Raw genomic sequence first — 17,828 nt, 5'->3', positions numbered from 1 at the left:
GTGCGCTGGTGGACAAGTCGCTGGTGGTGTCGGCGCCGGAGGAGTCGGGGATGCGGTTCCGGCTCCTGGAGACGGTGGCGGAGTACGCGGGGGAGAGGCTGGACGAGGCGGGTGAGCGGGCGGCCGTCGAGCGGGCCCACCTCACGTACTACCGCGAACTCGCCCGCACCACCGACCCCGCGCTCCGCGGCCCCCGCCAGACCCTCACCCTCGCCCTCTTCGAGCGCGAGCACGACAACCTGCGCGCCGCCCTGCGGACCGCGCTCGCGGCCGGGGCGGAACAGGAGGTCCTGTGCCTGGTCCACTCGCTGTCCTGGTTCTGGCAGCTCCGCAACCACCAGCAGGACTCCCGCGCCTGGTCCGCCGCCGCGAGCGCCTTCGGCCCCGATCCGTTCGGCCCGGACGCACCGCCCGCCGAGCCCTTCCCCGGCCGCTGCCACGACGTGCCGCCGCCGTGGACCGGGGAGCGGCTGCGCGAGGCCCGGCGCGGCGTCCGGCTGTACGCGCTCGCCGCCCAGGGCGGATCGGGCGCCACCGCCCTCGAACGGGAGGCCGAGGTCCGCGCCCGGCTCGGCGGCATCGTCGCCGCCTACCGGCCCGGCCTGCCGCAGACCTGCCGCCAGCCCGGCACCGTCTGGTTCTTCGCGCGGCTGATGACCGGCGCGCTCACCGGCCTCGACGAGACCCTGGCGCTCCTGGTGGCCGCCTGCCGTGCCGACGGCGACCCCTGGGACCTGGCCTTCGCGCTGCTCATGCGGGCCCGGCTGGCCGGCGACGGACCGGAGGAGGCCGCCGAGGCCCTGGCCCTCTTCGAGGAGGCCCGCGACGCCTGGGGCATCGCCGAGTCCCTCGCGGCGCGCGGCGAGGCGTACGAGCGCGCCGGACGGCTCGCCGAGGCCGCCGCGGACTTCGGCCGGGCCGCCGCCGCGGCCGGGGACGCCGGGGCCCGCTCCCAGGTGCCCGTCTTCACCGCCCGCCTCGCGGCCGTACGGCTCCGGCTGCGGCCCGGCGACACGGAGGCGGAGCGGCTGCTCGCGCACGCCGCCGAGGAGGCCGCCCAGTGGGGCGCCGAGGCGGCGGGCAGCGGCCGGCTGCTGCTCGCCCAGCACTACGCGCACACCGGCCGCACCGGTCTGGCGCAGGAGCAGCTGGGCCGGGCGGAGCAGGAGTTCGGCGACCACACCCCGGCCATGTTCTGGGGGCTCGTCGGCGGCATGCGGGCCTGGGCGGACTGCCTGGACGGCTCGTACGACCGGGCCCTGGACCGGCTCGCCCGCGCGGTCGACGACCTGGAGACCCTGGCGCATCTGGTGGCGCCGTACCTGCTGGTCGCCCAGTTCGCGACCGGCGCGTGGGCGCTCGGCGGGCGCGGCCGGAGCGGTGACGCCCGTGCCGGGGCCCGGCTCCTCGGCGCGTACGACGCCCACGCCGGCGGGGGCCGGGGCGGCGGCTTCCGCCCGTACACCCCGCAGACGGACACCCTGATCCGGCGCCGCGCGGAGGCCGTGCTGCGGGCCGCCCTCGCCCCGGAGGCGTACGACGCGGAGTACGCGGCGGGCGCGGCGCTCCCGGTGGGGGAGGGGGCCGGTCTGCTGCGGCGGACGGCGGTGCCCGGGGCCGCGCGGGGCGCCCGGATGCGGGGCGGGGGAGCGGACACGAGAATGGCGAGTGCCGGGACCCACCCGCAGAAGCATGGAGGAGACGGCATGAACGCTGAGCCCGACGAGATGTCCCGGGGGGACGTACCGACGCCCGACCGGCTGCTGCACTCCGGTTCGGAGGGCGAGTTCACGGCGGAGGACCTGGTGCTCGCCTCCGGCCGGGACGTGACGCCGGAGACCCTGGCCTGGGCCGAGCGCCGGATGGCGGAGAAGGGCCGCGCATCCCTGGACGAACTCCTTCCGTAAGGTCCGACCCGCGCGCCCCCGGTCCGGGCACGCGCGCGTACCCGGGGCCCGGGCCGGCATGTGCCGCGCCCCGGGCCTTCCACATTTGTGAAACACGTTCTACCGTGACGGCCGTCGTGCCGAGGGACGACGGAGCCGCCACGGGAGGCCGGGATGCACCTGCAGTACACGCCGGAACAGAACCGCCTGCGCGCCGAGCTGCGGGCCTACTTCGCGGAACTCGTCCCCGAGGACGTGCACAGCCGGTACGGGGACCCGGCCGCCCAGAAGCGCTTCTACCGGGAGACGATCCGCCGCCTCGGCGCGGACGGCTGGCTCGGCGTCGGCTGGCCCACCGAGTACGGCGGGCGCGGCCTCACGCCGATGGAGCAGTTCATCTTCTTCGACGAGGCCGCGCAGGCGGGCGTCCCGCTGCCGCTCATGGCCCTGAACACGGTCGGCCCGACGATCATGCAGTTCGGCACCGACGAGCAGAAGGCGTACTTCCTGCCCCGCGTCCTCTCCGGCGAGATCGACTTCGCCATCGGCTACAGCGAACCCGACGCCGGCACCGACCTCGCGGCCCTGAAGACCCGCGCGGTGCGCGAGGGGGACACCTACGTCGTCAACGGGCAGAAGATCTGGACGACCAACGGCGACACCGCCGACTGGGTCTGGCTCGCGGTCCGCACCGACCCGGACGCCGCCCCCCACAAGGGCATCACCATGCTCCTGGTGCCGACCACCGACCCCGGCTACTCGTGCACGGTGATCAACACCCTGGCCTCGCACGACACCACCGCCAGCTACTACGACGACGTCCGCGTCCCCGTCTCGCGCCGGGTCGGCGAGGAGAACAAGGGGTGGCGGCTCATCACCAACCAGCTCAACCATGAGCGCGTCACCCTTGCCGCCCACGGCACCATGGCGATCCGCGCCCTCCACGACGTGCGCCGCTGGGCCGCCGACACCCTCCTCTCCGACGGCCGCCGGGTCATCGACCTGCCCTGGGTCCGCCGCACCCTCGCCCGCACCCACACCCGCCTCGACGCGATGAAGCTCCTCAACTGGCAGATGGTCAACGCCGTCCACCACGGCACCCTCACCCCCCAGGACGCCTCCGCCGTCAAGGTCTACGGCTCCGAGGCCCGCCGCGACGCCTACGCCGCCCTCATGGAGGTCGTCGGAGCCGCCGGCGCCCTCAAGGAGGGCTCCCCCGGCGCCGTCCTGCACGGCGAACTCGAACGCGGCTACCGCTCCGCCGTGATCTTCACCTTCGGCGGCGGCAACAACGAGATCCAGCGCGAGATCATCTCCTGGATCGGCCTGGGCATGCCCCGCGTCCGCCGCTGACCCCCGCGGCGTGTGCCGACCGTGGCGGAGAGGGGGCCGGGTGCCCCCTCTCGTCGTTTTCTACGACCCTCCTCGCATCAGCGATGGAGGGTCGCATGATCTTGTTGCAGATGAGATCTCGAACGGCCTACGGTGTCGCACATGCAGTCCTACACCATCGGACAGGCCGCACGTCTCCTCGGCGTCAGCCCCGACACGGCGCGCCGCTGGGCGGACGCGGGCAGGGTCGCCACCCACCGCGACGACAGCGGGCGGCGCGTGATCGACGGCCGATCGCTCGCCGCGTTCGCCGTGGAGATCGCGCAGGGCGAGGGCGAGGGCGACGACCCGTCGTACACGTCGGCCCGCAACGCGTTCCCGGGGATCGTCACGGCGGTCAAGCTCGGGGACGTCGCCGCCCAGGTCACCATCCAGGCCGGTCCCCACCGGCTGGTCTCCCTGCTGACCAGGGAGGCCGTGGAGGAGCTGGGGCTGGAGGTCGGCATGCGGGCCACCGCCCGCGTGAAGTCCACCAGCGTGCACATCGACCGCGCCTGACCCCGGGAGCCACGACCCTCATGTCCCTCACCCTCGCCCGCACCTCCGCCGGCCGCCGCGCCGTCGCCGCCGTGTTCACCGCCGCCCTGCTCGTGCCGCTCGCGGCCTGCGGCACCGGCGACGACACCAAGAACGACGCCGGCGCCGAGGGCGCCGACCTCACGGTCCTCGCCGCCGCGTCCCTCACCGACGTCTTCAGGACCGCGGGAGCCGCGTACGAGAAGTCCCATCCCGGCACGAAGCTGACCTTCTCCTTCGCCGGCTCGCAGGAGCTGGTCGCCCAGGTGTCGCAGGGCTCGCCCGCCGACGTCCTGGTCACCGCCGACACCAAGAGCATGGACAAGGTGAAGGCCGAGACCGGCACCCCGGCGATCATCGCGAGGAACCGGCTCGTCATCGCCACCGCCGAGGGCAACCCCTTCAAGGTCGACGCCCTGAAGGACCTCGCCGACCCCAAGCTCAAGGTCGTCCTCGCGGCCCCCGAGGTCCCGGCCGGCAAGTACAGCAAGAAGATCCTCGACGCCCAGAAGATCACGGTGAAGCCGGTCTCGCAGGAGCCGAACGTGCGCTCCGTGCTCAGCAAGGTCGAGCTCGGCGAGGCCGACGCCGGCCTGGTCTACCGGACCGACGCCGAGAGCGCCGGGGACAAGGTCGACGCCGTCGAGATCCCGGACGACCAGAACGCCGTCGCCCAGTACCCGGCCGCCACGCTGAAGGACTCGGAGCACGCCGAGGCCGCCGCCGCGTTCGTCGCCTGGCTGTCCTCGCCGGAAGGCCAGAAGATCCTCCAGGACGCGGGCTTCCAGAAGCCATGACACGCGCGCGCGTCCGCACGTCCGGCGCCAGGCCGCCGCTCGCCCTGGCGCTGCCCGCGCTGGCGGCGGTGGCCTTCCTGGCCCTGCCGCTGCTCGGCATCCTCGTCCGGACCGAGTGGGGCGAGCTCGCGGAGCACCTGAGCGCACTCGGCACCGTCCAGGCGCTCAAGCTCTCGCTGCTCGTCTCCTTCTGGGCGCTCGGCCTCTCGCTGCTGCTCGGCGTCCCGCTCGCCTGGCTGCTGGCCCGGGTGCCCTTCCCCGGCAAGGCGTTCGTCCGCTCGCTGGTCCTGCTGCCGATGGTGCTGCCGCCGACCGTCGGCGGCGTGGCGCTGCTCCTCGCCTTCGGCCGCCGCGGGCTCCTCGGCCCCTGGCTGCGGGACACCTTCGGCATCACGCTCCCCTTCCACACCTCGGGGGCCGTGCTCGCGGCGACCTTCGTCGCCATGCCCTTCCTCGTCATCAGCCTGGAGGGCGCGCTCGGCGGACTGCGGCCCCGGTACGAGGAGACGGCGGCGTCCCTCGGCGCCTCACCGCTCCGGGTCTTCTTCACCGTGACCCTGCCGATGGTCGCGCCGGGCGTCCTCGCGGGCGCGGCGCTGACCTGGGCGCGGGCGCTCGGCGAGTTCGGCGCCACCATCACCTTCGCCGGCAACCTGCCCGGCACCACCCAGACCCTGCCGCTCCAGGTCTATCTGCTGCTCCAGGACGAGCCGGAGGCCGCGACCTCGGTCTCCCTGCTCCTGCTGGCCATCGCGATGGCGGTCCTGATCGCCCTGCGGGGGCGGTGGACGGGCACCCCGGCGGACCGCCGCGTCCGCGGCGGAGGACCCGTCGAGTCCGCACCGGAGCCTCCGGCTCCGGCGGGCCCGCCCATCCCCCCGGCGGGCCGCTGGGGACTGCACGCCGAGGTCACCGGTTTCACCCGGCTCACCCTGGACGCCGACCCCGGCACGACCATCGCCGTCGTGGGACCCAACGGCGCCGGCAAGACCACCCTGCTGCGGGCCCTCCTCGGGCTGACCCCCCGGGCCCACGCGGACCTCCGGCTCGGCGACGAGGACGTCACCGCCCTGCCCCCGCACCGGCGGCGGGTCGCGTGGGTCCCGCAGGACGGCGCCCTCTTCCCCCATCTGACGGCCCTCGCCAACACCGCGTACGGGCTGCGCGCGCAGGGCGTCGCACGGGCCGAGGCCCGGCGGGAGGCGCAGGGCTGGCTCGACCGCCTCGGGGTGGGCCACCTGGCGCACCGCAGGCCCGCCCAGCTGTCCGGCGGGCAGGCCGGGCGGGTGGCCCTGGCCCGCGCGCTGGCCGCCCGCCCGCGGCTCCTCGTCCTCGACGAACCGCTCGCCGCCCTCGACCAGACGACCCGGGCCCAGGTGCGGCACACGCTCCGCACCCACCTGGCGGGCTTCGGCGGTGTGTGCCTGATCGTCACCCACGACCCCGTCGAGGCGGTCTCGCTCGCGGACCGGGTGCTCGTCCTCGACGAGGGCCGTGCCCTGCAGGACGCCCCTCCGGCCGAGGTCACCCGCCATCCGCGCTCGCCCTGGGTGGCCCGCATGCTGGGCCGCAACGCCTGGCCGGGCACGGCCACCGCCGAGGGCCTGACCCTCGACGCAGGGGGTGACCTGGTCGCGGCCGACCCCCCGCCGCCCGGCACGCGCGCGCTGGCGGTCGTCGCGCCCGAGGCGGTGTCGGTCCACCGCGAGAAACCCGCGGGCAGCCCCCGCAACGTCTGGCCCGGCACCGTACGCGAGATCACCAGCAGCGGCAGCCGGCTGCGGGTCCTCATCACCTCCGGGCGGACGCCGGACCTCGTCGCCGAGATCACGCCGCAGGCCGCGGCGGAACTCGGCCTGGCCGACGGCGTGCCCGTGTGGACGAGCGTGAAGGCGACCGAGACGACGGTCGTCCCGCTCTGAGCCCGGCGACCGCACCGCCCCGCCGCCGGTGCCAGGCCAGGTGGTGCCAGTCGACCGGTGCCAGGTCGGCCGGTGCCGCCGGCAGGCGGTGCGGGGTCGGTCGGTGTCAGGTCAGCGGTACTCGCAGAGGTACGCCGTGTCCACCGCGACCTGGAGCCGGAACGCGCTGTCGCCGGGGACCTCGAACCGCTCGCCGGCCGCGTAGGTGCGCCAGTCGGCCGTGCCGGGCAGGAGGACCGTCAGGGCGCCGCTGACCACGTGCATGGTCTCCGGGGCGGCGGTGCCGAACTCGTAGGAGCCGGGGGCCATGACGCCGATGGTGGCCCGGCCCTCCTCCTGGGTGAACGCGATCGACTTGACCGTGCCGTCGAAGTACTCGTTGACGGGGAACATGGGCATCCTCGGGGGAGATCGGAGGGCAGGAGACGCCCGGCCGCTCGGGTGCCGGCGGCGGGCGGGGTCACCCTAGCCGCGCCCGCCCGACCCGTGGACGGTCCTCTCAGTGGGCGGACTCCTCGCCCGTCGCCAGGGTCCGCTGGAGCAGGATCGTGTCCAGCCGGCGCCCGTGCTTGAGGCCCACCGACCTCAGGCGGCCCGCCTCCGTGAAGCCGAGACGCCGGTGGAGGGCGAGCGACGCGGCCGTCCCCGAGTCCGCGATCACGGCGATCATCTGGTGCGCGCCCGCCGCCGTGCAGGCCGCCACCAGAGCCTCCATCAGGGAACCGCCCAGACCCCGGCCCGTCTCCTCCGGGGCGAGGTAGACCGAGTTCTCGACGGAGTGGCGGTACGCCGGCTTCGGACGCCACGGCGAGGCGTACGCGTACCCGGCGATCCGCCCGGCGTCCTCCGCCACCAGGAACGGCAGGCCGCGGGCGGACAGCTCGGCCAGGCGGGTGCGCCAGGAGGACACCGGCGGCGGCGTCTCGTCGAAGGTGACCACCGTGTGGTCCACGTAGTGCGCGTAGATCGCGGCGACCGCGTCGAGGTCGGCCTCGGTCGCGGCGCGGATCAGCGGGGCGGGGGCGTCCGGAGTGGTCATTCCGCCGATCGTAGGGGCGGGCCGGCCCGTGCCCGCGACCGCCGTCAGCGGTCGTGCCGTTCGTCCTCCCGTGCGAAGCTCGTCCCATGAATCCCGCGCATACGACCGGAGCCCACGGCGCCGCTGTGTACTACGGGGACCCCGGCGCGCCGCATGTCCTGCGGGTCTTCCTGGAGCTGCGCGACCCGGGCAGCCGCCGGATGGCCGAAAGCCTGCTCGACACCTTCCGCGCGGCCGCCGACGAGGGGCGGCTCGTCGTCCGCTTCCACTTCGCGGCCACCCTCGACGACACCGTCGGCGGCAGCGGCTCCCGGCGCGCGGTCTCCGCGCTCGGCGCCGCCAGCGACGCGGGGCAGGGCCCGTTCCTGGACTATCTCGCCGCGCTCTTCGCCGCCCAGCCGTTCCCGCCCGGCGCGGACGACCGCTTCGCCGACCCGGCCGCGCTGCTCGACGTCGCGAGCCGGGTGGACGGGCTGCGCTCCCCGGACTTCGACCGCAAGGTCACCGAGGGCACCTATCTCCCGTGGGCCGGTCAGGTGGTCGCCAACTTCGCCGAGTTCGGCATCCTCGGCACGCCCGTCGTCCGCTACGACGAGGAGGACCTCGCCGTCGGCGGCCCCGACGACACCCCGGTCATCGCCCCGGCCGACTTCCTGCGCCGCATCGCCGACTGAGCGGCGCGCCCGCCCCGGCCGGCCCGCCGGTTCCGTTTGCGGACCGGTGGCGGCCGGGTTTGAGTGAGGGTGACCCCTTGGTGACCACCTGGGTGACCTCCTAGGTGACCCCCACGCCCTTCCCGGAGCACTGATCATGTCGATGGCGTTTGGTTCCTCCTTCGGTCCCTCCGACCCCTTCGGCGACCTGCTGAACCGCTTCTTCGGAATGTCGCCGGCGTCGTCACCGCCGGCCGTCCAGCGCGTCCCCATCGGCCGGCTCCTCACCGAGTCCTCCCACGAACTCCTCAACACGGCCACGCGCAAGGCCGTCGAGGACGGCACCACCGACCTCGACACCGAGCACCTGCTCTGGGCCGCCACCCAGGTCGAGCCCACCCGCCGCCTGCTCGCCCGCTCCGGAGTCGACCCGGACGCGCTCGCCGACAAGATCGCCAAGGTGCTGCCCCACGTGGCCGCAGAGCCCTCCGCCGAACCGGGCCTCACCCCGGCCGCCAAGCGGACCCTCGCGCTCGCCCACGCCACCTCGCAGGCCGCCGGCGTCTCGTACATCGGCCCCGAGCACATCCTCAGCGCCCTCCTCGGCGACGCCGACTCCGGCGCCTCCCGCTACCTGCGCGCCGAGGACCTCGACGTCTCCAAGCTGCGCGGCGTGACCGACCAGGCCGCGCGCGGCGGCGACACCACGGCCCCGGCCGCGCCCAAGGAGCCCGCCACCACCCTCGACGAGTTCGGCCGCGACCTCACCGAAGAGGCCAGGGCGGGCAAGCTCGACCCGGTCGTCGGCCGGGCCGAGGAGATCGAGCAGACCGTCGAGATCCTCTCCCGGCGCTCCAAGAACAACCCCGTGCTCATCGGCGAGCCCGGCGTCGGCAAGACCGCCATCGTCGAGGGCCTCGCCCAGCGGATCGTCGCCGGCGAAGTGCCGGACACCCTCAAGGACAAGCGGGTCGTCTCCCTCGACCTCTCCGGCATGGTCGCCGGGGCCCAGTACCGCGGCCAGTTCGAGGAACGCCTCAAGAAGGTCATCGAGGACGTCCAGAAGTCCGAGGGCGCGATCATCCTCTTCATCGACGAGCTGCACACCGTCGTCGGCGCGGGCGCCACCGGCGAGGGCTCCATGGACGCCGGCAACATGCTCAAACCCGCCCTCGCCCGCGGCGAACTGCACGTCGTCGGCGCCACCACCATCGACGAGTACCGCAGGTACATCGAGAAGGACGCCGCGCTCGAACGCCGCTTCCAGCCCGTCCTCATCCCCGAGCCGACCGTCGAGGAGACCGTCCAGATCCTCGAAGGACTCCGCGACGCGTACGAGGCCCACCACCAGGTCCGGTTCGCCGACGGCGCCCTCGCCGCCGCCGCCGAACTCTCCGACCGGTACATCAGCGACCGCTTCCTCCCCGACAAGGCCATCGACCTCATGGACCAGGCCGGAGCCCGGGTCCGGCTGCGCAGCGCCGGCCGCTCCACCGAGGTGATCAGCCGCGAGGACCGGCTCGCCAAGCTGCGCCGCGAGAAGGACCAGGCCGTCGCCGCCGAGGAGTTCGAGAAGGCCAAGCAGCTCAAGGAGGAGATCGCCGGGGTCGAGGGCGAACTGGCCGGCATCGAGGAGCGCCGCGAGGGCGTCGTCTCCGTCACCGCCGCCGACATCGCCGACATCGTCTCCCGCCGCACCGGGATCCCCGTCGCCCAGCTCACCACCAGCGAGAAGGAGAAGCTCCTCAAGCTGGAGGAGGAGATGCACGCCCGGATCGTCGGCCAGGACGAGGCCGTCACCGCCGTCTCCGAGGCCGTCCGCCGCAACCGCGCCGGCATGGGCGACCCCGACCGGCCCGTCGGCTCCTTCCTCTTCCTCGGCCCCACCGGCGTCGGCAAGACCGAACTCGCCAAGACCCTCGCCGAGCTGCTCTTCGGCGACGAGGACCGGATGATCCGGTTCGACATGAGCGAGTTCCAGGAGAAGCACACCGTCGCCCGCCTCGTCGGCGCCCCGCCCGGATACGTCGGTTACGAGGAGGCCGGCCAGCTCACCGAGAAGGTCCGCCGCCAGCCGTACAGCGTCGTCCTCTTCGACGAGATCGAGAAGGCCCACCAGGACGTCTTCAGCACCCTCCTCCAGGTCCTCGACGACGGGCGCCTGACGGACGGCCAGGGCCGCACCGTCGACTTCCGCCACTGCGTCGTCATCATGACGTCCAACATCGGCGCCCACCGGATCCTCGCCCACGAGGGCGACGCGGCCGAGCTGAAGGACGAGCTGATGGAGGACCTGCGGGGCCGGTTCCTGCCCGAGTTCCTCAACCGCATCGACGACATCATCGTCTTCCACAGCCTCACCGAGAAGGACCTCACCGAGATCGTCGGGCACCTCCTCGACCGCAGCAAGCACCGCGTCCACGCCCAGGGCATGACCCTGGAGGTCACCGAGGCCGCGACGAAGCTCCTCGTCGCCCACGGATACCAGCCCGAGTTCGGCGCCCGCCCGCTGCGCCGCACCATCCAGACCGAGCTCGACAACCGCGTCGCCGCCCTCCTCCTGAGCGGCGAGGCGGACCCGGGCGACACGATCGTCGCGGACGTCGTCGACGACTCCCTGCACTGCACCGTCCGCAAGGGCGCGCCCGAGGAGGCCACGGCCGCGGCCTGACGCACCGCCCCACCGTACGGAGGCACCCGCGCACGCCCGCTCCGGCAGGCGGGCACGGGTGCCCCGGCACGCCTCCCCGGGTGGGTGCTCCAGCGCCCCCGCGACGTCGGTCCCGGCCGCCAGCACGGTGAGCGCGCGGGCCTGCACCGGGGCCGGCTCGCGGGCCCCGGTGCCACGAGCCCCACCAGGACCGTCCGCTCCGGCTCGGTCAGCGGGACCGCGCGCATGCCGGGCGGCCGCCTCCTGGGCCTGCTGGCGGTCGCCGGCCGGGAGGTCCGTACGACCCCGGGACCGGGCCCGGGGTGACGGCCGGGCTCAGCCGGAGGGCTCGATCACGACCTTCAGGTGCTTCATGATCGGCTGGTCGCTCTGGGTGCTGTAGTCGCCCAGGGCGACCAGCACGTTCATCTCCGGCATGTACCCGGCCGCGCAGCCGCGCGGGATGTCGTACGGGACCGCCAGATAGCCGTGCAGGGACCGCCGGCTGCCGTCCCGCGCGGTGGCCGTGACGTCGACGGGGGAGAGCTCCGTGATGCCGCGCTCGCGCATGTCGGCGCGGTTCATGAAGACCAGCGTGCGCAGGCTCTTCACGCCCCGGTAGCGGTCGTCGTCGGAGTAGATCGTGGTGTTCCACTGGTCGTGCGAGCGCATCGTGCCCAGGGCGAGCGTGCCCGGCTCCGGGACGACGTCCGGCAGCGGCGCCGAGGAGAACTCGGCCTTCCCCGAGGGCGTCAGGAAGACCAGCTCGCGGGCCGGCTGCTTGATGCGGAAGCCCAGCGGCAGCCGTACCCGCCGGTTGAAGTCCTCGAAGCCGTCCAGCACCCGGGCCATGGTGTCCCGGATCCGGTCGTAGTCCTCCACGTACCAGGCCCACGGCGTCGTGCTGTCGGGGAGCGCCGCCCGCGCCATGCCCGCGACGATCGCCGGCTCGGACAGCAGGTGCGGCGACGCGGGCTTCTTCATCCCGCGCGACAGGTGGACCATGCTCATCGAGTCCTCGACGGAGGTGGCCTGCTCGCCCTTGCGCTGGTGGTCCCTCTCGGTGCGGCCGAGGCACGGCAGGATCAGCGCCCGCCGCCCGTGCACCACATGGCTGCGGTTGAGCTTGGTGCTGACCTGGACGGTCAGTTCGCAGTTCCGCAGCGCCTCGTACGTCACCGGGGTGTCGGGCGCGGCCAGCGCGAAGTTGCCGCCCATGCCGACGAAGACCTTCACGTCCCCGCGGTGCATCGCCTCGATGGTCCGCACGGTGTCGAGGCCGTGGGCGCGCGGCGGGTCGATCCCGCAGACCTCGGCGAGCCGGTCCAGGAACGCGTCGGCCGGGCGGTGGTCGATGCCGCAGGTGCGGTTGCCCTGGACGTTGCTGTGGCCGCGCACGGGGGAGGGGCCGGCGCCCTCGCGGCCCAGGTTGCCGCGCAGCAGCAGGAGGTTGACGATCTCCCGGACCGTGTCGACGCCGTGCTCGTGCTGGGTCACGCCGAGGCACCAGCTGATGATCGACCGGTCCGCCTCCCGGTACACCCGGGCGGCCTCCAGGATGTCCTCGCGGGCGAGCCCGGACTGGTGCTCGATCTCGTCCCACGGCGTGGCCGCGCAGACCGCCCGGTACTCCTCGAACCCGGCCGTGTGGCGCTCCACGAACTCCCGGTCGAGCGCCTTGGGATCGGACACCGCCTGTTCGAGGACGGCCTTGGCCATTCCGCGCAGGAACGCCATGTCGCCGCCGATCCGCGGCTGGAGGTTCAGCGTGGACGTCGGCGTGGCGCGGAAGGTCGCCATGTCCTTGAAGTCGTGCGGGATGATCGTGCGGGTCGCGGCGGCCTCCACCAGCGGGTTGACGTGCACGATCCGCGCCCCCCGGTGGTACGCCTCGGCGAGCGCGGTCAGCATGCGGGGAGCGTTGGACGCAGCGTTGACGCCGAGGATGAACAGCGCGTCGGCGGTCTCCCAGTCGGCGAGGTCGACGGTGCCCTTGCCGGTCCCCAGCGAGGCCGTCAGGGCCCGGCCGCTGGCCTCGTGGCACATGTTGGAGCAGTCGGGCAGGTTGTTGGTGCCCAGTTCCCGGGCGAGGAGCTGGTAGAGGAACGTGGCCTCGTTGCCGAGGCGGCCCGAGGTGTAGAAGGACGCCTGGTTCGGGTCGTCCAGCTCGCGGAGGGCGCGGCCGACCAGGTCGAAGGCGTCCTTCCAGCTGATCGGCACGTAGTGGTCGCTGTCGGGGTCGTACGCCATCGGCTCGGTCAGCCGGCCCTCGTTCTCCAGGGCGTAGTCCGTCCACCCGGCCAGCTCGGTCACCGAGTGCGCGGCGAAGAAGTCGCGGCCGACCCGCTTGCGGGTCATCTCCCAGGTGACGTGCTTGATCCCGTTCTCGCAGATGTCGAGGTGGAGGCCCTTGGTGTCGTCGGGCCACGCGCAGCCGGGGCAGTCGAAGCCGGAGCGCTCGTGGTTCATCTTCATGATCGCCCGGGGGCCGTCGACGGGCAGCGCGCCCTCCCTGGCCATGAACCGCGTCACGCTCTTGGCGGCGCCCCAGCCGGCCGCCGGGTGGTGGTAGGGCCGGACCTCCGGCTCGCCGTCGGGGACGGGGCCCACCCGCGGCTCCGGGGCGTCCCGCTGCTCGTCTCGTTCGAGGGTCATGGGCCTGCCACCCTTCCGGCGCACGGGGCGCGAGGGAACACGTACCGCCCCTCCCGGCAGGCTAAGCCGGGCCCGGGACGGCCGCCATTCCGGCGGGCGGGGGCCCGGCGACGGGCTGCGGGCCCGACCTCCCCTGGATACGCTGGCGCCGATTCGGTCATGGATTCGTGTGAGATGTACTTCTTCACACGAGAAGTGTCTTATTCAAGCGAGAAACGCCCTTTGTCGGTATCCGCTCTCGACGGGAGTCGCATGGCCTTCCCCCAGCCCGTCCTCGGCCCGCCCACCAAGGCCGCCCTCTTCCTCACCCTCACCGTCACGCCCGGCCGGGAGACCGACGTGCGCGAAGGACTCCAGGAGCTCTCCGGACTGACCCGGTCCGTCGCCTTCCGCGCCCGTGACGACGCCCTCGCCTGCGTCGCCGGCCTCGCCTCCGACGCCTGGGACCGGCTCGTCGGCGGTCCCCGCCCCCGCGAGCTGCACCCCTTCACCCCCCTCCAGGGCCCCCGGCACCTGGCCCCCGCCACCCCCGGCGACCTGCTGCTCCACCTGCGGGCCCGGCGCGCCGACCTCTGCTTCGAACTGGCCCGGGTCGTCCTGGACCGCTTCGCGGACGCCGTCACCGTCGTCGACGAGACGCACGGGTTCACCTACTTCGACGACCGCGACCTCCTCGGCTTCGTCGACGGCAGCGAGAACCCCACCGGCCCGGCCGCCCCCGCCGCCGTCCTCGTCGCCGACGAGGACCCGGACTTCCGCGGCGGCAGCTACGTCGTCGTGCAGAAGTACCTGCACGACCTGACCGCCTGGAACGCCCTCCCCACCGAGGAGCAGGAGCGCGTCATCGGCCGCTCCAAGGCGGACAACGTCGAACTCCCCGACGACGTCAAACCGTCCGACTCGCACGTCGCCCTCACCACCGTCGAGGACGAGGACGGCGAGGAACGGCAGATCGTCCGCCAGAACATGCCCTTCGGGCGCCTCGGCACCGGCGAGTTCGGCACCTACTTCATCGGATACGCCCGCACCCCCGCCGTCACCGAGCGGATGCTCCGCAACATGTTCCTCGGCGACCCGCCGGGCAACACCGACCGCATCCTCGACTTCTCCACCGCCGTCACCGGCGGCCTCTTCTTCGTCCCGAGCGCCGAACTGCTCGACGACCTCCCCGCCCCGGGACCCGCGGCGGAACCCCTGGCCGAACCGGCGCCCTCCGAAGCCCTCCTCACCGCCGACGCCGTCCGCCCCGGGATCTCCCTGGGCATCGGCAGCCTGAAAGGAGCACCGGCGTCATGACCAGCCTCCCCGGCACGCCCCCCACCACCGGCAACCTCCACCGCGAACTGGCCCCCATCACCCCCGCCGCCTGGGCCGAGATCGAGGAGGAGGCCCGCCGCACCTTCCGCCGCAACGTCGCCGGCCGCCGCGTCGTGGACATGCCCGACCCCGGCGGCGCCGGACTCGCCGCCGTCGGCACCGGCCACCTCACCGACCTCGCCGCACCCGCCGCCGGCGTCCGCGCCCGGCTCCGCGAGGCCCGCCCGCTGGTCGAGCTCCGCGTCCCCTTCACCGTCGACCGCTCCGCCGTCGACGACGTCGAACGCGGCGCCCAGGACTCCGACTGGCAGCCCGTCAAGGACGCCGCCCGCACCCTCGCCCTGGCCGAGGACCGCACCGTCTTCGACGGCTACGACGCCGCCGGCGTCCGCGGCCTGCGCGCCGCCTCCTCCAACCCGGCCGTCGCGCTCCCCGCCGAACCCCGCGACTACCCCGACGCCGTCAGCCGCGCCCTCACCGCCCTGCGCCTGGCGGGCGTGGACGGCCCGTACGCGCTCCTCCTCGGCGCCGACGAGTACCGGGCCGTCAGCGAGACCTCCGACCACGGCTATCCGATCGCCGCCCACCTCGGCCGCATGCTCGACGGCCCCCCGATCTGGGCGCCCGCCGTCAAGGGCGGCTTCGTCCTCTCCACCCGTGGCGGCGACTTCGCGCTCCACCTCGGCCAGGACGTGTCCATCGGCTACACCCGGCACGACGCCGACACCGTCGAGCTGTACCTCCAGGAGACCCTGACGTTCTTCGCGTACACCGACGAGGCCGTGGTCGTGCTGGAGGCATGAGGCCATGACCACCTGGTCCTGGCGGTACGCGGTCCCCCGGCTGGCCGGCGCCGCCGCGCTCGGCACCGCCGCCGGGGCCGTGACCGGCGCCCTCGCCGACACGGCCCTCGGCATCCTCTCCGGCATCGCCGTCGCCGAGACCGTCTTCGTCGTCACCGGCTGGATCGTGCTGTGGCCGATGGACGCGCCCACCACCCACCGCAACCTGCGGCGCGAGGAGTTCCGGCCGGTCGTCGAGGAACTGGCCGTCGTCGCCGCGGCCCTGTGCGGACTCGTCGCCATCGTCGCCCTGCTCCTCGTCGACTCCGGCTACAGCCGCGCCGCCGCCGCGACCGCCCTGTGGGGCGTCTTCATGGCCTGGGCGGCGCTCCACCTCATGTACGCGACCCGGTACGCCTACCTGTACTACCGCCCGCCCGAGGGCGGCATCGACTTCAACTCCGACGACCGCCCCCGGTACACCGACTTCCTGTACTTCTCCTACAACCTCGGCATGACCTACCAGGTCTCCGACACCAACGTCTCCGACCCCGGCATCAGGGCCGTCGTCCTCCGCCACTGCCTGCTGTCGTACGTCTTCGGCGCCAGCATCCTCGCCACCGCGATCAACCTGGTGGCCGGCATCGTCACCGGCTGACCGGCTGACCGGCTGACCGGCTGACCGGCGCGCCGTCGCGGGCCCCGGTGTGCGGGCGCGTCGCCCGTCCCGGCAGACTCGCCCCATGAGCAGCACGCGCCCGCGCCCCGCCCGCCCCGCCGGGACCACCCCGACCGCCGTCGTCGTCGGCGCGGGCCCCAACGGGCTGGCCGCCGCCGCCCTGCTCGCCGAGGCCGGCGTCGAGGTCACCGTCCTGGAGGCCGCCGACGAGATCGGCGGCGGCACCCGCACCGACGAGGCGATCCTGCCCGGGCTGCTCCACGACCACTGCTCGGCCGTCCACCCCCTCGCCGTCGCCTCGCCCGCCCTCCGCCACCTCCGGCTGGACCGGCACGGGCTGAACTGGCGGCTCCCCGAGTTCGACTGCGCCCACCCGCTGGACGACGGCACCGCCGCCGTCCTCCACCGCTCGGTCGCCGAGACCGCCGCGGGCCTCGGCGCCGACGCCGACCGCTATCTGGCCCTGCTCGCCCCCTCCGTACGCCGCTGGGAGGCGCTCTCCGGGGACGTCATGGGCCCGCTGCTGCGCGTCCCCGACCACCCGCTGCTGCTCGCCCGCTTCGGCCTGCCCACGGTGCTGCCCGCGGCGGTCCTCGCCCGGCTCTTCCGCACCCCCGGCGCCCGCGCGCTGTGGGCGGGCGTCGCGGCCCACGCGTACCGCCCGCTGACCGAACCGTTCAGCTCCGCCATCGGGCTCGGCATCCTCACCGCGGGGCACGCGGCCGGCTGGGCCGTCGCCGAGGGCGGCTCCCGGGCCATCACCGACGCCCTGGCGGCCGCGCTCCGCGCCCACGGCGGCCGGATCGAGACCGGCGTCCGGGTCACCGACCGCGCTCAGCTGCCGCCCGCCGACGTCACCCTCCTGGACCTCGACCCGGCGCAGGTGGCCGGGGTGTACGGCGATCTGCTGCCGGCCCGCACGGCCGCCGCGTACCGCCGCTTCCGGCGCGGCCCCGGCGCCTTCAAGGTGGACCTCGCCGTCGAGGGCGGCGTCCCCTGGCGCGCGGAGCCGGCCCGCCGCGCAGGCACCGTCCACCTCGGCGGCCCGCTCGCCGAGGTCGTCCGCGCCGAGCGGGACGTGACGGACGGCCGGATGCCGGAGCGGCCGTTCGTCCTGGTCGGCCAGCAGTACCTCGCCGACCCGTCCCGCTCGGTCGGCGACGTCCACCCCGTCTGGACGTACGCGCACGTGCCGCACGGTTACGACGGCGACGCGACCGACGCCGTCCTGGCCCGCCTGGAACAGTTCGCCCCCGGCGTCCGCGACCGGATCGTCGGCATGCGGGTCACCCGCCCCGCCGACTTCGCCGCCGGCAACCCGAACTTCGCCGGCGGCGACATCCTCACCGGCGCCAAGACCGTCCCCCAGCTCGTCCTCGGCGCCCGCCCCGCCCTCGACCCGTACGCCACCGGCCTCCCCGGCGTCTACCTCTGCTCGGCCGCCACCCCGCCCGGCCCCGGCGCCCACGGCATGTCCGGCGCGGGCGCCGCCGCGACAGCCCTCCGCCACCTGGGCATCCGCCCGTCCTGGCGATAGGAC

At 74.3% G+C, this 17,828-nt stretch carries 13 protein-coding genes and 1 pseudogene; 11 read left to right on the top strand and 3 right to left on the bottom strand.

Features of this window, described 5'->3' with window-relative positions:
- From ACFW1I_RS19400 to ACFW1I_RS19380, 5 genes and pseudogenes are all read left to right on the top strand, one after another.
- A pseudogene (locus ACFW1I_RS19400) lies at positions 1-1,907 on the top strand (hypothetical protein); the annotation flags it as partial.
- A 153-nt stretch (positions 1,908-2,060) separates the two neighbouring features.
- Entirely contained in the window at positions 2,061-3,239 is a 1,179-nt protein-coding gene (locus ACFW1I_RS19395; RefSeq protein ID WP_384671321.1) for an acyl-CoA dehydrogenase family protein, read from the top strand.
- Between the two features lie 141 nt (positions 3,240-3,380).
- Positions 3,381-3,776, top strand: a complete 396-nt coding sequence (locus ACFW1I_RS19390; RefSeq protein WP_384671319.1) for a molybdopterin-binding protein — start codon at positions 3,381-3,383, stop codon at positions 3,774-3,776.
- A gap of 20 nt (positions 3,777-3,796) precedes the next feature.
- Positions 3,797-4,591 carry a molybdate ABC transporter substrate-binding protein gene (gene modA, locus ACFW1I_RS19385; protein WP_384671317.1) on the top strand — a complete coding sequence of 265 codons (795 nt, stop codon included), beginning with the start codon at positions 3,797-3,799 and terminating at the stop codon, positions 4,589-4,591.
- Positions 4,588-6,513, top strand: a complete 1,926-nt coding sequence (locus ACFW1I_RS19380; RefSeq protein WP_384671315.1) for an ABC transporter permease — start codon at positions 4,588-4,590, stop codon at positions 6,511-6,513. The genes modA and ACFW1I_RS19380 overlap by 4 nt, the downstream gene beginning before the upstream one ends.
- A 111-nt stretch (positions 6,514-6,624) precedes the next feature.
- Here the strand turns inward: ACFW1I_RS19380 and ACFW1I_RS19375 are convergent, their stop codons facing one another.
- Positions 6,625-6,906: a pyrimidine/purine nucleoside phosphorylase gene (locus ACFW1I_RS19375; RefSeq protein ID WP_384671312.1), complete on the bottom strand. Its 282-nt coding sequence runs from the start codon at positions 6,904-6,906 to the stop codon at positions 6,625-6,627.
- Between the two features lie 106 nt (positions 6,907-7,012).
- Positions 7,013-7,552, bottom strand: a complete 540-nt coding sequence (locus ACFW1I_RS19370; protein WP_384671310.1) for a GNAT family N-acetyltransferase — start codon at positions 7,550-7,552, stop codon at positions 7,013-7,015.
- A gap of 86 nt (positions 7,553-7,638) precedes the next feature.
- Here ACFW1I_RS19370 and ACFW1I_RS19365 point away from each other — a divergent pair, with 86 nt between their 5' ends.
- Together ACFW1I_RS19365 and ACFW1I_RS19360 are read left to right on the top strand one after the other, a co-directional pair.
- Positions 7,639-8,226, top strand: a complete 588-nt coding sequence (locus ACFW1I_RS19365; RefSeq protein WP_384671307.1) for a thioredoxin domain-containing protein — start codon at positions 7,639-7,641, stop codon at positions 8,224-8,226.
- 136 nt (positions 8,227-8,362) lie between these two features.
- The gene (locus ACFW1I_RS19360; protein WP_384671304.1) at positions 8,363-10,876 is read left to right on the top strand and encodes an ATP-dependent Clp protease ATP-binding subunit; all 2,514 of its coding nucleotides are present in this window, start codon (positions 8,363-8,365) and stop codon (positions 10,874-10,876) included.
- Between the two features lie 315 nt (positions 10,877-11,191).
- On the opposite strand, the gene ACFW1I_RS19355 is transcribed toward ACFW1I_RS19360, so the two are convergent.
- Complete coding sequence (locus ACFW1I_RS19355; protein ID WP_384671302.1) at positions 11,192-13,510, bottom strand: FdhF/YdeP family oxidoreductase; 2,319 nt, start codon at positions 13,508-13,510, stop codon at positions 11,192-11,194.
- Positions 13,511-13,762: 252 nt separating this feature from the next.
- On the opposite strand from ACFW1I_RS19355, the gene ACFW1I_RS19350 reads away from it, so the two are divergent.
- The 4 genes from ACFW1I_RS19350 to ACFW1I_RS19335 all read left to right on the top strand — a co-directional run bounded on the left by ACFW1I_RS19350 (position 13,763) and on the right by ACFW1I_RS19335 (position 17,825).
- Positions 13,763-14,806 (top strand): Dyp-type peroxidase, encoded by a 1,044-nt coding sequence (locus ACFW1I_RS19350; protein WP_384671298.1) that lies wholly within the window; start codon positions 13,763-13,765, stop codon positions 14,804-14,806.
- Positions 14,803-15,630: a family 1 encapsulin nanocompartment shell protein gene (locus ACFW1I_RS19345; protein WP_384671296.1), complete on the top strand. Its 828-nt coding sequence runs from the start codon at positions 14,803-14,805 to the stop codon at positions 15,628-15,630. The genes ACFW1I_RS19350 and ACFW1I_RS19345 overlap by 4 nt, the downstream gene beginning before the upstream one ends.
- A gap of 4 nt (positions 15,631-15,634) precedes the next feature.
- Positions 15,635-16,267, top strand: a complete 633-nt coding sequence (locus tag ACFW1I_RS19340) for a DUF1345 domain-containing protein (protein ID WP_384671293.1) — start codon at positions 15,635-15,637, stop codon at positions 16,265-16,267.
- Positions 16,268-16,352: 85 nt separating this feature from the next.
- Positions 16,353-17,825, top strand: coding sequence for a phytoene desaturase family protein (locus ACFW1I_RS19335; RefSeq protein WP_384671290.1), 1,473 nt, complete (start codon positions 16,353-16,355; stop codon positions 17,823-17,825).
- The last annotated feature ends 3 nt before the right edge of the window (positions 17,826-17,828 follow it).

It is taken from the genome of Streptomyces sp. NPDC058955 (genome assembly GCF_042741435.1).
Lineage (GTDB): Bacteria > Actinomycetota > Actinomycetes > Streptomycetales > Streptomycetaceae > Streptomyces.
Note: the sequence above shows the minus strand (reverse complement) of the source record. Positions and strands in the feature narration are given on the sequence as shown.

Coding starts and splice junctions, on each gene's coding strand:
- ACFW1I_RS19335 (WP_384671290.1), top strand. CDS start 16,353: ATGAGCAGCACGCGCCCGCGCCCCGCCCGCCCCGCCGGGACCACCCCG.
- ACFW1I_RS19345 (WP_384671296.1), top strand. CDS start 14,803: ATGACCAGCCTCCCCGGCACGCCCCCCACCACCGGCAACCTCCACCGC.
- ACFW1I_RS19340 (WP_384671293.1), top strand. CDS start 15,635: ATGACCACCTGGTCCTGGCGGTACGCGGTCCCCCGGCTGGCCGGCGCC.
- ACFW1I_RS19355 (WP_384671302.1), bottom strand. CDS start 13,510: ATGACCCTCGAACGAGACGAGCAGCGGGACGCCCCGGAGCCGCGGGTG.
- modA (WP_384671317.1), top strand. CDS start 3,797: ATGTCCCTCACCCTCGCCCGCACCTCCGCCGGCCGCCGCGCCGTCGCC.
- ACFW1I_RS19375 (WP_384671312.1), bottom strand. CDS start 6,906: ATGTTCCCCGTCAACGAGTACTTCGACGGCACGGTCAAGTCGATCGCG.
- ACFW1I_RS19350 (WP_384671298.1), top strand. CDS start 13,763: ATGGCCTTCCCCCAGCCCGTCCTCGGCCCGCCCACCAAGGCCGCCCTC.
- ACFW1I_RS19390 (WP_384671319.1), top strand. CDS start 3,381: ATGCAGTCCTACACCATCGGACAGGCCGCACGTCTCCTCGGCGTCAGC.
- ACFW1I_RS19380 (WP_384671315.1), top strand. CDS start 4,588: ATGACACGCGCGCGCGTCCGCACGTCCGGCGCCAGGCCGCCGCTCGCC.
- ACFW1I_RS19360 (WP_384671304.1), top strand. CDS start 8,363: ATGTCGATGGCGTTTGGTTCCTCCTTCGGTCCCTCCGACCCCTTCGGC.
- ACFW1I_RS19365 (WP_384671307.1), top strand. CDS start 7,639: ATGAATCCCGCGCATACGACCGGAGCCCACGGCGCCGCTGTGTACTAC.
- ACFW1I_RS19370 (WP_384671310.1), bottom strand. CDS start 7,552: ATGACCACTCCGGACGCCCCCGCCCCGCTGATCCGCGCCGCGACCGAG.
- ACFW1I_RS19395 (WP_384671321.1), top strand. CDS start 2,061: ATGCACCTGCAGTACACGCCGGAACAGAACCGCCTGCGCGCCGAGCTG.